Annotated in this window: 12 protein-coding genes; 5 read left to right on the top strand and 7 right to left on the bottom strand. The window is 50.3% G+C overall.

Translation table 11 applies throughout. From position 1 onward, the window contains the following. Positions 1-117 precede the first annotated feature (117 nt). The 6 genes from ACO0LF_RS19225 to ACO0LF_RS19200 form a co-directional block, all read right to left on the bottom strand. Positions 118-279, bottom strand: a complete 162-nt coding sequence (locus tag ACO0LF_RS19225) for a hypothetical protein (RefSeq protein WP_423016883.1) — start codon at positions 277-279, stop codon at positions 118-120. Next, on the bottom strand, positions 276-560 hold the full coding sequence (locus ACO0LF_RS19220; protein ID WP_423016881.1) for a hypothetical protein: 285 nt from the start codon (positions 558-560) through the stop codon (positions 276-278). The genes ACO0LF_RS19225 and ACO0LF_RS19220 overlap by 4 nt, the downstream gene beginning before the upstream one ends. Continuing rightward, positions 544-2,907: a portal protein gene (locus ACO0LF_RS19215; protein WP_423016879.1), complete on the bottom strand. Its 2,364-nt coding sequence runs from the start codon at positions 2,905-2,907 to the stop codon at positions 544-546. Before ACO0LF_RS19215 ends, ACO0LF_RS19220 begins: the two co-directional genes overlap by 17 nt. A gap of 8 nt (positions 2,908-2,915) precedes the next feature. Continuing rightward, the gene (locus tag ACO0LF_RS19210; RefSeq protein WP_423016877.1) at positions 2,916-4,163 is read right to left on the bottom strand and encodes a PBSX family phage terminase large subunit; all 1,248 of its coding nucleotides are present in this window, start codon (positions 4,161-4,163) and stop codon (positions 2,916-2,918) included. After that, positions 4,153-4,473, bottom strand: coding sequence for a hypothetical protein (locus tag ACO0LF_RS19205; RefSeq protein ID WP_423016875.1), 321 nt, complete (start codon positions 4,471-4,473; stop codon positions 4,153-4,155). Before ACO0LF_RS19205 ends, ACO0LF_RS19210 begins: the two co-directional genes overlap by 11 nt. A gap of 948 nt (positions 4,474-5,421) precedes the next feature. Then, positions 5,422-6,375: a LysR family transcriptional regulator gene (locus ACO0LF_RS19200; protein WP_423016873.1), complete on the bottom strand. Its 954-nt coding sequence runs from the start codon at positions 6,373-6,375 to the stop codon at positions 5,422-5,424. Positions 6,376-6,621: 246 nt separating this feature from the next. Between ACO0LF_RS19200 and ACO0LF_RS19195 the strand changes: the two genes are divergently transcribed. From ACO0LF_RS19195 to ACO0LF_RS19185, 3 genes are all read left to right on the top strand, one after another. After that, positions 6,622-6,993 carry a hypothetical protein gene (locus tag ACO0LF_RS19195; RefSeq protein WP_423016871.1) on the top strand — a complete coding sequence of 124 codons (372 nt, stop codon included), beginning with the start codon at positions 6,622-6,624 and terminating at the stop codon, positions 6,991-6,993. A gap of 99 nt (positions 6,994-7,092) precedes the next feature. Continuing rightward, positions 7,093-7,467 (top strand): DUF4345 domain-containing protein, encoded by a 375-nt coding sequence (locus tag ACO0LF_RS19190; RefSeq protein WP_423016869.1) that lies wholly within the window; start codon positions 7,093-7,095, stop codon positions 7,465-7,467. A gap of 251 nt (positions 7,468-7,718) precedes the next feature. Then, positions 7,719-11,267 carry a CHASE domain-containing protein gene (locus ACO0LF_RS19185; RefSeq protein ID WP_423016867.1) on the top strand — a complete coding sequence of 1,183 codons (3,549 nt, stop codon included), beginning with the start codon at positions 7,719-7,721 and terminating at the stop codon, positions 11,265-11,267. Here ACO0LF_RS19185 and ACO0LF_RS19180 read toward each other — a convergent pair. After that, entirely contained in the window at positions 11,258-12,061 is an 804-nt protein-coding gene (locus tag ACO0LF_RS19180; protein WP_423016865.1) for an AraC family transcriptional regulator, read from the bottom strand. The genes ACO0LF_RS19185 and ACO0LF_RS19180 overlap by 10 nt on opposite strands. Positions 12,062-12,155: 94 nt before the next feature. Here ACO0LF_RS19180 and ACO0LF_RS19175 point away from each other — a divergent pair, with 94 nt between their 5' ends. Together ACO0LF_RS19175 and ACO0LF_RS19170 are read left to right on the top strand one after the other, a co-directional pair. Then, on the top strand, positions 12,156-13,358 hold the full coding sequence (locus ACO0LF_RS19175; RefSeq protein ID WP_423016863.1) for an FAD-dependent oxidoreductase: 1,203 nt from the start codon (positions 12,156-12,158) through the stop codon (positions 13,356-13,358). Between the two features lie 32 nt (positions 13,359-13,390). Next, complete coding sequence (locus ACO0LF_RS19170; RefSeq protein ID WP_423016861.1) at positions 13,391-13,753, top strand: VOC family protein; 363 nt, start codon at positions 13,391-13,393, stop codon at positions 13,751-13,753. Positions 13,754-13,813: the final 60 nt, after the last annotated feature.

The raw sequence follows: 13,813 nt of genomic DNA, 5'->3' as shown, positions 1-13,813 counted from the left end.
GCCGACGCATGACTGCGTTGCAAATGCTCTCGATAGTCCCACTATCGATGTGCTTTGCGCCTTGCCCTGGTTCGCCGGGCACGCACCCTTCACTTCTGCTTCAACTGCTACAGTCCACTAGATTTTTACTAGTTCACCACTATTAAGCTGATAGGCAGCCTCACCACATGACACCCTGACCCAGCCCTTGGCTGTCTGTATCATCGCTATCTTGGGATGCGGATGAAAGGCCATTGCAATAGAATCTTTCCAACCATTAAAACCTTGTACCGTCTTCACCAATTCTTCAAACGATACATCAGGCCTTGCTTGTGCTCCACTTCCAGTTGCGCCAGCTTGCCGGTTTCCAGTGTCGTGTCGAGCTGGCTCTTGAGTTTCTTCAACATGGCCAGATACATCCAGAGTTTTTCCCGTCCCTCGGCGTCGCGTGCTGGTGAGTTTTTCCATTTTTCTGTGACCTCGTTTTCTATATCAGCAAATGCCTGCTGATAGGCTTCATTCTCCAGCACTTCTCTGGCGCGGCTGGCTGCGTGTACCCGTTGCTCATATGTGCTCATCATTCACTCCCGTCATCTCATCTATACCGGCATCCAGTTGTGTTCGTGGCTGCATCTTCGCTTCCGCAGCAATACGGGCAACCATCATTCTTGTTTCTGCTTCCAGTTGCGCTTTCCAGCGCTCAAACTCCATGCGTTGCTGGGCCAGTTGCGCATCAAGCTGGGCTTTATGCTGACGTTCCTGCATATCATTTTGCGCCTGTGCCTGCTGTTTTTGCGCTTCCAGTTGCAATTCACGCTCACGCAGCATCGCTTCTTGCTGCAGCTCACGCTCGCGCATTTGCATCTCCATCATGTGTTTTTCCTTGCTGGCCTGCATTTGCATCTGTGTCTTTTGCTGATCAGCCTGCATCTGCATTTGTGCCGGATCAGGAGGAGGTGGCGGCGGAGCTGCTGGTGGGTTCTTAGATGGATCGTTAAAAAACTTGTCGCCATTCTTAAAACCCAGCAAGCGCGCAAGCTCAGAGCTGGATTGATAAATCCCTTGCGGGTTGGCTATCCCCAAAGGGAAAACTTTTTCCTGCTGTCCCAACAAAGCCATCAAATGATTCACTTTCTGATCTTTATTACCCAGGCCTATGCCGACATTGATACTCACATCGAACTGATTTCGCCATTCCCGCGGGTCAATATCTACCCAGGCATTTGACAACCTGACTAACGCCTTCTTGTCCTGGTGTTGGCATATCAGCTTCAGGATCAGCTTGAACAATTCAGTAAAGCCTTCCGCAAAATTGCGCGAGATCAAATCCAGGCGCATGTCTGCTTTATTAGTGATGATATTCATCCCCTGCGCAGTCTGGTTCAGGCCATCAGCATCATTTCCCTGGCTATAACGTGTCCAGCCCGTCTTGTTTTCCAGGTCTTGCTGTATATAGTCCAGCAAACCCATGGCCTCACCTGTATTACCCTGCGCCTGATCGAGCCTGCCTACTGCACCTGGCTGCTTGATACGCACCACACCGCCAGGGCGTGAAGTCAGCAAATCATCCAGATTCACCTGGCCTTCTACGGCGTAATAGCGGCCATTGACGTTCAGATACAGATTATCAAGCTGGCTACGCAAAATACTGGTCTTGGTTTTCTGGCTCTCCATCGCCAGATCGGCAATCGACAGTCCAAAGAAAGTATGCGGCAATGGCACAGGCGTAATATCAACAAAGGGAATGAAATCTACCTCTTCATTGTCCAGCAACTCATTGCCGGCTACTGTCACCTTGCGCAATTCACTGATACCATCACCGTCAAAATCGCAACGCACATAAGCCTCAGTTATCCAGATCTTGCGCTGGCTTTCATCAGCATTCGTTACCTCATCTGACAGGTAGGCATTTTCATCATTCCAGCTCAGTCGTTCAATACGTTCCAGATTGACTGCCTGTCCCTGGTCTTCACCGCTGATATTGTCCACATTCTTGTAACCCATGGATTTCAATTCAGATACCGTACGCTGCACCCTGTGCCCGACAAACTTGGCAGTCTGTATATCCTTGGCATTGCGCGCGATCAGAAATTCTTCAGGTGGCACATTATCGATCTGTATCTTGCCGCCAGTCTTCACGCGCTTGCAAGTAATGTCGTACAACATTTCAGGTGGCTGTGACTGGATTTGCTGCAACTGCGCCTGCATTTGTTGCACCGCTGGATTAGCTGGCGGCATATTTGGCTGACCAGGCGGCTGTCCGGGTTGCTGAACATTTGCCTGAGGTGCCTGTGGTGCTTGTGGTGCCTGAGGTGCCTGCCTCGCCTGCTGCATTTGCTGATTGATTTGCTGGCTAATCTCTTCGACTGCCTGCTGGCGCTGTTTAGCATCATCCTCATCGGGATAAGCCTGCTGGGCTATCACCTCAATTTCTGGGTCATCCAGAATTTGCGCCAACTCTATCTGGTTCAAACCTTTATATTCTTCTTTCGCCTCTTCAAAGCGCGTATCCCACCACACCTTGACGATGCCATTTTTTTGCAACAAAGCGTCCTTCATCCACACATAAGCTATCTTGTGACCATTGTTCTTTTTAAAGAACAGGTAATTGATATACTCAGTCGCTGCCTTGGCCCTGGCTTCATCGTCCGGGTTTTGTGGTTCAAACTCGACTATCGAATCACCGCCGCAAAACGTTACCATCAATTGCGGCAGCATCGACTCTATGGTGTCACGCACATCTGTAGATACTACCGACGAACGGCCATCCACTTCTGGTGGTGACAAATCCCCCACCGCCTGGCCCAGATAATAATATTCCGCCTTTTGCCTGGCTTGCGACAAACGTGAAGATGAATAACCCAGGCTCTGGCGCATTTCTGTTTGCACCAGTGCTTTCAATTCGTCTTGAGATAAAGCTTTAGCCATTTCATCCTCTATGCATAAGTAAATTTAGGGTAAGTCAGTTTGCCGCCCCATTCTTCATTCGACATCGCCTCTGCGTTGATGCAGATATAGCGCAGGTTGTCCGCACCATGGCTGAACTCATCATGCAAGGGTGCGCCAGCTTCATTCGTGCTTTGATTAATCACACGGCGATAACGCTTCACGCATTCAATCAGGCGTGCAGTTTTGTCTGCATCAAACCACAAGCGTCCAAATGTCATGCGCGTCAGGCGTATGCCATCTTCCACACTCATGCTTGGTGTGATCGCCACATCCCAGCCCAAGGCCGTCATGATTTCTTCTGCGCTCTTACCAGTCTTGAAGTCCTTGTTGCGGCCGTCATGGGGTAAAAATAATTTCCCCCAATTCATATTTTTTTTCTTCAACAAGGCCGAGTAATAATCCAGCGTCTGATGGCTGTCTTCCAGATATTCAATCACCCGCAATTCCGAACTTTGCCTTTGCACCAGGCTGATCGCCATCGCATCATTCCAGCCCAGATCAACCACCACATGCACTTTCAGCATGGGGTCATACGGCACATGACAAATCCTGCCCTGAGCACCAGCAACTTCGTGGTAATAAATCGCCCCACTGACTGCCGGTTTACATTCACCATCCCAGATATTTTTATAAGCTTCAGGCTCACGCTGCATGCAGGTTTGCCTTTCTCTTTCCAGCACTTCAGGGAACCATGGATTATCACGCCAGTTCATCAAAATCGAAACACAGTCATGCGGTGGTCGTGCGACAAAGCGCTGATGAGTAGGATCGGTTTCCAGTTCAGGGTTATAAGTCACCCAGATTTCTGAGCCTGCCGTGCGTATCGTCGGTATCAAAATACTCCATGATCTGTCCGACACACTCTGGCCTTCTTCTATCCACACCTTGGTGCAACCTTCAAAAGACTTGATACTGTCAGCCGTCTGATCAGACAAGCCGCTGAAATAAAAACGCGTGCCATTCATGCCGCGAATTTCTGATTCATACACCTGGTAGAAATGACTCAAGCCTAGCGCTGCAATCTGATCACGCAATAACTGATGCACAGACTGCTTGATCGATTTCTGCAATTCACGTGCGCATAAAATCCGCTCCACATTCTGCACACCCAGCAACAACAAGGCGCGGGCAAAGCCCCAGGACTTGCCACTGCCGCGCCCGCCACGCGCCACCTTGTAACGCGCTGGCTGGAATAGAAATTCCAGCTTTTCAGGAAACTCGCATTCAATCTGCATTCGGCTTAACCAGTTTGATGGCGATATCGCTAATCAGATGTTCGCCGTTTTCACCTGCACCATTCACTTGCAAGGGTAAAATTTTCAAATACAAAACCGTCCAGAAAGCTTTTTCATTGGTCGGATCTTCCCGCGCCCATTGCGCCAGACGCAAGGCACCGCCCAGTTCCTCCCCTGCTTTGGCAATCGCATCCCTGGCTGTCAAGGTCGATAGACTGACTGCTTTCTTTGGTCGTCCACGTGTTTTGGCAGCAGGCTTGGTCGCCATCTCAGATGCAACAGCAGCCTTCACAATTTTGCTTTCACTCATTTATTTCCAGGATGCCTTGCGGCTTGTCCTGCTCCAGGTTGATTAGCTTTGGCCCGTCCGGGAACCATGGGCAGCGCATCTGCACGGCTGCACGGACTACAATCACAGGCGCACATTCCCATGATTCCCGTCAACGCCCAAAAAGATTTACCTGTCTGCTGCTTCGCGTTCAGTATGGTCAGCACTATGTGTAGGGTGATACGCTTGCTATCACAAACAGGTAAAAGCCTGAGCACCAGCACAAGCATGTCGTGCGGCGCAATTCTGTCAATTTTCTGCGCTCATTCATGAAACTCACCAACACGACTTATCAGCCAAACGCAGAAAACAAAAAGCCCCGCTGCTTTACAGTAGCGGGGCCAGATCAAATCTAAGGACTTCAAATTCTTCAGGACGCAAATCGCCCTGAGCAGAACTATATACTGATTATACAATCAGTGCAAATTTTTCTTAAGTCCCAATATTCACAGGAAAACGCCCTGAAAACACGACGCAGAGGTTCAAGAAAAACCTGCAGCTCAAAACCAAAAACCCCACTTTTTACAAAGCAGGGTTCGTGGTTTTTATCTGAGGGATACTACAGTCTGGCAACAGGGCGCAGCTCGCCCTGAACAACACTATATACTGATTATTTAATCAGTGCAAATTCTTCTTATCTATTTAATGCAAGTATCACAGCCAGAAAACAACAACTAAAAAGCAAGCCAGATAAGAGTTTTCAAAAATTAAAAATACCTAATAAAAACAATTACTTAAAAACCAAAAACCCCACTTTTTACAAAGCAGGGTTCGTGGTTTTTATCTGAGGGATACTACGGTCTGGCAACAGAGCGCAACTCGCCCTGAACAATACTATATACTGATTATTTAATCAGTGCAAATTTTTCTTAAGCAGCCCCTTGATATAAAAAAAGAAACTATCAAATCCAAAAAAGTCACTATTGCATCTTATTTCCCATTCCCTTTTGAGACTTTGTCTCCAGCCAGCACCTGCTTATCTGGCAAGGCTACTTGCTCTATGAGCATGCGCAACCAGATAGCAGCAGGATCAGTATCAGTTCGCCTGTGCCAGGCAAGCATGTAATCATAGCTGACCAATTCCAGCGGTAAATCGAACATGACTATGTTCTGACGTCGCGCATCATCTGACAGCCGGGATGGCAGAGAGGCGATAAGATCGCTACCAGCCAAAGACGCCATATTGGTGGAAAAACTTTGTGTCACCACGCGAATAGTTCTTGAACGTCCTAACTGGGCAAGTGCATCGTCAACCGGGTTCTTGCCAGGATCGCGCAGAGAAACAATGATGTGCGGGTAGGCAAGATACTCATCCAGAGAAATACCTTGCTTCCTTGATTTTCGCGCCAATGGATGCGTATTCGCCACCATGCCTACCAGGTGTTCAGAAAAAAGATGCGAAGAGCGCCATGGCAGTTCAGGGGCATGGGAAGCCCAGAAAGAACAATCCAGTTCACCCGCTGCGAGTTGCTCGTAAGAAGTTTTTCCTGCGGGAATAATGTCCAGCGTGATGTTTGGTGCCGCCACCCTGCAAGCCTGCACAAGCGCAGGAATCAGCGTGGTGTTGGAATAATCACTGGAACCGATACGAAACACATGCTTGCTCGTCTTGGGGTCAAATGCATGACCGGACAACACAAAACCAGCCGCGCTCAAGATGTCACGTACCGGCCCTATCATTGCCAGGGCACGAGGAGTTGGTAAAAATCCAGACTTGCTCCTGACGAACAGTGGGTCATCCAGAAGATAGCGCAACCGATTCAGCGCATGGCTCACCGCCGGCTGACTCAGGGCTAGCTGTTCAGCTGCCTTTGATACAGAACCCTTGCTCGCTACCGCATCGAAAATAACAAGCAAGTTCAAGTCGGGACGAGCAATATTCATATTATGCATAATAATACAAAACTCATTTCATTGGATTCATTTAGCTAGTGACTCTACCATGCTTTCCAGATGACCAAGGCCTGAACAGCAACACCCCAGTTCGTTTCAATGCATGAAAGCATTTATTCTGAAATGGTACTCAGTAACACGCTCAACAAGCACTGGAAATCCAAACCTGCCCTGGGCGAGCAATGCGCTTACAAACCAGGTCACCAGGAAATACTGTCTATACATGGAGAATTGAAAATGAGTAAAAGTAAAGTTGCCTTGATAGGCTGGAGCCCGGATGCCTTTGATTACAGCACCTGGCCAGGGCTCACCAAAGAGCAATTAAAAACCCAGCTTGAAGGTGACAGGGATAGTCTGATCGCACTCGGCTATGACGCACAATTGCTTTACATTTTTGGCGCAGATACAGCATACGACACAGTCTGCAAGTATTTACGTGAGAAAACTTTTGATTGCATCATGATAGGCGCAGGTGTGCGCAAAGTAGAAGCAAATTTCCTGCTTTTTGAGAAAGTCGTCAATGCCGTGCATGCAAACGCGCCACATTCAAAAATTTGCTTCAACAGCATTCCTACCGATACTGCAGATGCAATCAAGCGCTGGGTTTAAGTCTTAAAAAGCTTGTGGAGAAAGGCGCAAAGCATGCACCTTTCTCATCAGCAAGAATCAATTTCCGCATGGAAACAAAAACTGAATTAAAGGACTGGTATGAACACGACTCAACTGACCCTGTGGGTGGCAACTGCTTTCATCGGTATTCCTGGCTTGCTTTACTTGTTTGCGCCGCAGAAAATGATGCAATTGCCAGCTATCCAGCTAACCGTTCCAAATGGCACGCACGCCATTCGTGCTGCTTATGGCGGCGCATTTATTGCATTTGCTCTATTGTTTGCCAGCGGGGCATCAAATGCTGACTTAAGCAGGACCAGCTTGATTGCAATGACGGTATTTATGGGGGGATTTGCATTCGGCCGCATCGTCAGCATGATCGCAGATGGTCTGCCTCACATCTTGTTTCGTGCAGTGCTGGCTGGCGAACTACTGTTTGCGCTAATAGGCATTGCGCTGGTAACGCAAAACTAACTTCGATTTCCAAGCACTTCCATACGCTACCAACAAGCCAGGACTTCACTGAGCAACAAATATCCGCAACAGCGCAAGAAAAGCTAAAATAAAATCAGACCGTGTTGACACAATAAAGTCGAGACAGATGCTCAAATGCATACTTACGTTGAATAAAAGTTGAATAAAATCACAATGGCTTGCTTTCAGTCATATAATTATTCAAAGCAAATTTTTCGCTATAAGGTGTTCATTCTAGGGAGCCAGGTATCTTGCCCGTATCATCCTTGAACAATGTCTTATCCCTGGTATTGAGGAATCTGCTACTGGCTTTCGTCTACATCCTGTTTGGACGTATAGCCTTGCTGCTGGCAATTCCTCCTGGTTATGCCATTGCCGTCTTTCCGCCGGCAGGTGTAGCTGTGACTGCTGTCCTGACAAACGGTTACCGCCTCTTGCCCGGTGTAGCCCTGGGCTCATGTATCTTCAATTTGTGGATAGGCTGGGAAAGCCAGGGACAACTCACTGCAAGCAATATAGAACTTGCGCTTCTGGTTGCTAGTGGCGCGATGTTACAGGCAATGGCCAGCGCTTATCTGCTAAAACGCTTTATTGGCTACCCCGCAGCGCTGGATGGCGAACGTCATGTTGCCTTTTTCCTGTTATTGGCTGGCCCGGTTGGATGCCTGGTCAATGCCAGTGTGGGCATCATCTCCCTGTTCAGCCTGGGTTTACTGCCGGCAGCCGACATGTTTGGCAACTGGTTCACCTGGTGGGTAGGTGACATTCTTGGCGTTCTTATTGTTGCGCCGCTCGTCATGATACTGATAGGCCATCCGCGCACCATCTGGAAGTCACGCCGTCTCAATGTCGGTTTTCCTTTACTGCTGACACTATCCGTCGTGGTTGCCGTCTTTCTGTATGTACGCGAGTCAGAGCTTGAACGGCAAAGACAAGAATTTGAAACCGAAGCCAGCCGCATGACGCAGGCGATACAGCAAAGATTTGATTCCCAGAGCGAGCTGCTGCGCAATATGGAACGCTTCTTTGCCAGCACGGATCATGTCACCAGGGCAGATTTCCATAATTTTGTCAGCACGACCCTGGAGAGAGAGAGCACCATCATTGCCGTCGATTGGGCTCCGCTGGTCATGCTGCGCGACAGGCCAGCCTATGAGACCAGGCTCAAGGCAGAAGGCTATACCACGTTCAGCATCAGCCAGCGCATAGACAAGTATCTCTTTGGTCCGGCAGCAGAGCGCGAGTTTTATCTGCCGGTTGAATTTGTCGAACCCTATACTGGCAATCGCCCTGCCCTGGGTTTTGATCTCTACTCAGAACCAGGCCGCAGAGCCGCCATAGAAAGAGCCCGGGACACCGGCCATCTCAGCACCACCTCACCACTCAACATTATCAGGACAGACAGGGCAAAAGATGTCACTGGCAGCCTGATTTTTGCACCTGTTTATGCACGTAACAGCTCGCCTTCTACACTGGACGAAAGACGGGCCGCTTTTCGTGGCGTGGTACTGAGCGTGCTGCAAGTTGAGGAGCTGGTCAGGCATGTTTTTTCTGAAGACATACGCAAACAGGTCCTGTTCCGCCTGCGTGATTTGAATAGCCCTGTCGACCAGGCCAATGTCTATAACACCCTGGGCCAGCAGCCAAAAGCCCCTGGATTTCGCGCCCTCATCCAGTTTGGTGACCATCAATTTGAATTCCTGGCCCAGCCCTCACCTGCCTATTGGCAATTACATCAATCGTGGTCGGCCTGGGCCACCTTGATCGGTGGGTTGTTTTTTACCAGCCTCATCAGCGTGTATTTGCTGGTCGTCAGTGGCAATGCCTATCATATTGAACATAAAGTCAGGCAACGCACACTGGAACTGCAAGCCAGCAAAGAAGAATTGATACGCAGCGGCTTGCTGTTGCAAACCGTCATGGAAGGCACAGAATCGTATATCCACGTACGTGACCTTGATGGCCGCTATCTTTACATCAACAAGGAATATGAAACCGTCTTCCAGATGAAGCGCGAGCAATTGATAGGCCAGACCATAGAAGATGTTTTCCCACCTGAGCTGGCCAGGAAATACCGTAGCGCAGAACAAACCGTCATTGCCACCAAAACCGCCTTGCGCACTGAAGCCATGGTGCAACAAAAAGATGGCATGCACACTTATCTTGTCGTCCGTTCTCCGCTCATCAACGCTGACGGTGAAGTTTTTGGTGCCTGCGGCGTAGGTACGGATATCACCCAGCGCAAGCGCGATGAAATTGCCCAGTATGAAAACCTCATGCTGCTGCAAGCCGTCATGGACAGCACCGCATCAGCCGTCTGCCTGCGCGACAAGCATGGCAACTACCTGTACGCCAACAAAGAATATGACAAACTCTTCAAACCTGCCAATATCCCCAGCCTGATAGGTACCAGTGTCTATTATCTGTTCCCCAGGGATAAAGCCGAACAATACATGCGCATGTCGGATGAAGTCATCCAGACCGGTACCATACGTCGCACAGAAATCGCCGTAACGGCAGTTGGTCTCAACACCACCCACATACTCATGCTCACCCCCCTGCGCAATGAATCGGGTGAAATTTACGGTGTCTGCACCGTCGGCACAGACATCAGCCAGCGTAAAAAATCCGAAGAAGCCATCCTCGCTCTGAATACCCAACTTGCCGCGACCACCGCCCTGCAAAATGCCATACTCGACAGTGCCAATTTTTCCATCATCGCCACTGACACCGCAGGCTTGATACAAGTCTGGAGTAAAGGGGCAGAACTCATGCTCGGCTATAGTGCAGAAGAAATGATAGGTTTGCAAACCCCAGTCTGCCTGCATGAACCCACAGAGTTGACCAACCGCGCCACCAAACTCAGTCTGGAATTTGATACGCCGGTAACAGCCGGGTTTGCCGTGTTTGCCTTGCGCGCACTGCATGGCATGGCAGATGAAAGTGAATGGACTTACAAACGCAAAGATGGCAGCCACCTCCCCGTCATGCTCTCGGTCACTGCGCTCAGAGACAACCAGGGAGAAATTTCCGGTTTCCTCAATATTGCCTACGACATCACCGAGCGCAAAAAAGTCGAAGTCATGAAAAACGAATTCATCTCCACCGTCTCGCATGAATTGCGTACCCCACTGACTTCCATACGCGGCGCGCTCGGTTTGCTGATGGGCGGCGCATTAGGAAAAATGCCTGAGAGTGCAGAAAAAATCCTCGACATCGCCACCAAAAATTGCCAGCGCCTGGTCAGGATGATCAATGACATTCTCGATGTAGAAAAAATAGAATCCGGCAAGATGGAATTCAATTTTTCTCAAGTACATTTGATCCCTGTGCTGGAACAAGCCATCGCCGCGACTAGCGCCTATGCAGAACAGCACCAGGTCAGCCTCAGGTTGCAGACAGAGGTAACTGAAGACATCGTCAGGATAGATACCGACCGCATCACCCAGGTCCTCATCAACCTGCTCTCAAATGCCGCCAAATTTTCACCTCAGGGCGCTTGCGTTGATGTGCTCCTGAGCTCCCAGCCTGGACAATTGCGCGTCGCCATCATAGACCAGGGCATAGGCATAGCCGATGAATTCCGTGACCGCATCTTCCAGAAATTTGCCCAGGCAATTTCTTCCGACTTCCATAAAAAAAGCGGCACAGGCCTGGGCCTCAGCATCTCCAAAGCCATCATAGAACACCATGGCGGGCAAATTGGTTTCACCAGCGTCATAGGCCAGGGCAGTGAATTCTTCTTCATTCTGCCAGTCGACGCAGAAACCGGCAGCCAGCAAGAAACCCATCAAGCCTGACTAAAATACTTGCCAGGCGCTTGCCCAAAGTGACGCCTGAACATCACAATAAAATTGCTCGGTGTCGCATAACCCAGGGCATCAGCGACCTTAGCCACCGCTTCACCTGCCGCCAAACGTTCCAGCGCATGCAAGAGCTGCGCCTGCTGACGCCACTGCCCTATGCTGATACCTGTTTCAGCCAGGAACAAACGGCTCAGTGTGCGTACAGACATACTGGCCAGGCTGGCCAGCTCAGGCAAACCCAGGCTGCCCCCCGGTTGTGCCAGTATCGCCGTCGTCACCTCTCGCAAGCGATGGCTGGCAGGCATGGGCAAATGCAAGGCCTCATGCGGTGCCTGTCGCAATTCATCCAGCAAGACCGTGATCACTGCTGCCTGTTCACGACTCAGCTCCTCTAATGCAGACCAGCTCGCCGCACGCGCCACCAAGGCACGCATCAATGCATTAATGCTGACGACACAGGGCTGGGCCGGTAAATCCACACAGGCTGCGGTGGTCAACAAGACACTCCAGCCACTTATGGCCCCACTGACACTCACATGATGCGCCTGCCCTGGCGGTATCCAGCCTGCACGATGAGGCGGTAGCAACCAAGATCCATGTCTGGTGCGCACATGTACCAACCCACTCTCCACACAAAACACTTGCCCGCGAACATGGCTGTGCCAGTCATATTCCCGCGTCCCCAGCAAAAACTGTTGATCGCCATCCGCCCCATTCTCACTGCGCAAGGCAATCAGGGGCGGGCCATCAGCCCAGTCGCTATAGTCAGGAACAGAATTTGATTTCATGGCAAGAATTCGTTATTTATTGTCAAAACAACGTTATCAGGCATTCTCACTTTTGTCCAATAATGAGCACAAGACTAAACACCCTGGATACGAAATGAAAACACCTCTCCACATCTGCATCATAGGCGCCGGCTTGGGCGGCCTTTGCCTGGCACTAGGCTTGAAAAAACACGGCATCAGCTTTGAAGTCCATGAAAAAGATGCCGCACCCGACAGTCGCAGCCAGGGTTATCGCCTGCGTATAGACCAGGTTGGCCAAACTGCACTTGCCTCCTGCCTGCCCGCCGCACTGTATGACTTGTTCCAGCAGACTTGCGCCCTGCCTTCAGCGCAGGTCAACACCCTCAATCCACAACTTGAGACCCTGACCGACAAATGGGTAAAAGACTGGCAGCATGACAAAGCTGGTGCAGATACTGTGCCAGACCTTAAAGCCAACCGCCTCAGCATGCGCCAAGTCTTGCTGACTGGCCTACAAGAGCAAGTGCACTTCAATAAAAATCTGATTGGCTATAGCGAACAGGCCGACGGCAAAATCCTCGCCCGATTTGAAGATGGCAGCAGCAGCCTGGCCGATATACTCGTCGCTGCCGATGGCGTGCATTCACGTGTGCGCGAGCTAGGTTTTCCTGAACTTGCACCACAAGACACAGGCAGCATCTGCATCTATGGCAAAACCGCTTTTAGCGACGAAGTGCGCCAGCAAGTGGCCATGCAATTACAAACTGGCACCTCCATCATTTTTGCCCATGAAATGGCAGCCGTCGTAGATACCATGCTATTTCGTGATGATGTGCAAGCGAGCAACGCAGCCATCAGTCACAATGCAGATTACATCTACTGGGCGCTGATAGGCAAACGCTCCAGCTTCGGTCTGCAAGAGAATCAGCTTCTGCCCACGACTTCACTTGCCATACGCAACTGCCTGACACAAACGACAGCAAACTGGGCCACAGGATTACAAGCGCTATTCCAATTGACACCCACAGCAGCACTGGCACTGCTACCCATCAGGACAGCCAGCGACATGCCCGTATGGACTACACATCCCATCACTGCCCTGGGAGATGCCAGCCATGCCATGAGCCCCGCCAGTGGCCTCGGTGCCAACTCCGCCCTATATGATGCCGCTGCCCTGACGAGTGCGCTCAATCAGCTGCACACAGGCCTCAGCACAGCAGAACACGCCATCAGAAACTATGAAGACCAGGTGAGGCAGCATAGCTTTGCCGCCCTGCTGGCCTCACAAAAAGGCAGCAAGCAATTATTCGGCGACAAAGACAAGTCCGCAAACTGAAATCATCCATCAAACAAACATCCAGGCCAGCCATGCACCTCAACCACCTCAATTTAAGCGTCAGCAATGCCCGTGCTGCCGCAGATTTTTTTGAACAGTACTTTGGTTTTAGCACCCAGCTCCACAATCCGGCCAACACCCTCATCGCCATGACAAACCATGACTTCGACCTGGTCTTGCAAGAAATCGGCATTGACGACCAGCCCCCGCTCTACCCGCCGGGCTTCCACCTGGGCTTCATCCTGCCTGACATATTACAAGTGCAAGCGACCTATCTGCGCTTGCAAGTTGCTAGCGTGGAGGGGCTGACGGAGATCAAAACGACATCCAGGGGCAGGCAATTTTTCTTTGTCGGGCCAGACGGCATCATGATAGAAGTGGGCACGCATAATTAGCACCTGCTTGACATCTATCCTCTGCTTCTATGATGTCCAAGTTTTTTTCACTAAACAGCT

The sequence above is a fragment of the Undibacterium sp. Di27W genome (genome assembly GCF_049340345.1).
GTDB lineage: Bacteria > Pseudomonadota > Gammaproteobacteria > Burkholderiales > Burkholderiaceae_D > Undibacterium.
This window is presented reverse-complemented; position numbering and strand designations above follow the sequence as displayed.

What these genes read in the sequence shown, in the direction of transcription:
- ACO0LF_RS19175 (WP_423016863.1), top strand. Translation starts at nt 12,156, where the DNA reads ATGAAAACACCTCTCCACATCTGCATCATAGGCGCCGGCTTGGGCGGC.
- ACO0LF_RS19210 (WP_423016877.1), bottom strand. Translation starts at nt 4,163, where the DNA reads ATGCAGATTGAATGCGAGTTTCCTGAAAAGCTGGAATTTCTATTCCAG.
- ACO0LF_RS19215 (WP_423016879.1), bottom strand. Translation starts at nt 2,907, where the DNA reads ATGGCTAAAGCTTTATCTCAAGACGAATTGAAAGCACTGGTGCAAACA.
- ACO0LF_RS19220 (WP_423016881.1), bottom strand. Translation starts at nt 560, where the DNA reads ATGATGAGCACATATGAGCAACGGGTACACGCAGCCAGCCGCGCCAGA.
- ACO0LF_RS19195 (WP_423016871.1), top strand. Translation starts at nt 6,622, where the DNA reads ATGAGTAAAAGTAAAGTTGCCTTGATAGGCTGGAGCCCGGATGCCTTT.
- ACO0LF_RS19205 (WP_423016875.1), bottom strand. Translation starts at nt 4,473, where the DNA reads ATGAGTGAAAGCAAAATTGTGAAGGCTGCTGTTGCATCTGAGATGGCG.
- ACO0LF_RS19170 (WP_423016861.1), top strand. Translation starts at nt 13,391, where the DNA reads ATGCACCTCAACCACCTCAATTTAAGCGTCAGCAATGCCCGTGCTGCC.
- ACO0LF_RS19190 (WP_423016869.1), top strand. Translation starts at nt 7,093, where the DNA reads ATGAACACGACTCAACTGACCCTGTGGGTGGCAACTGCTTTCATCGGT.
- ACO0LF_RS19180 (WP_423016865.1), bottom strand. Translation starts at nt 12,061, where the DNA reads ATGAAATCAAATTCTGTTCCTGACTATAGCGACTGGGCTGATGGCCCG.
- ACO0LF_RS19200 (WP_423016873.1), bottom strand. Translation starts at nt 6,375, where the DNA reads ATGAATATTGCTCGTCCCGACTTGAACTTGCTTGTTATTTTCGATGCG.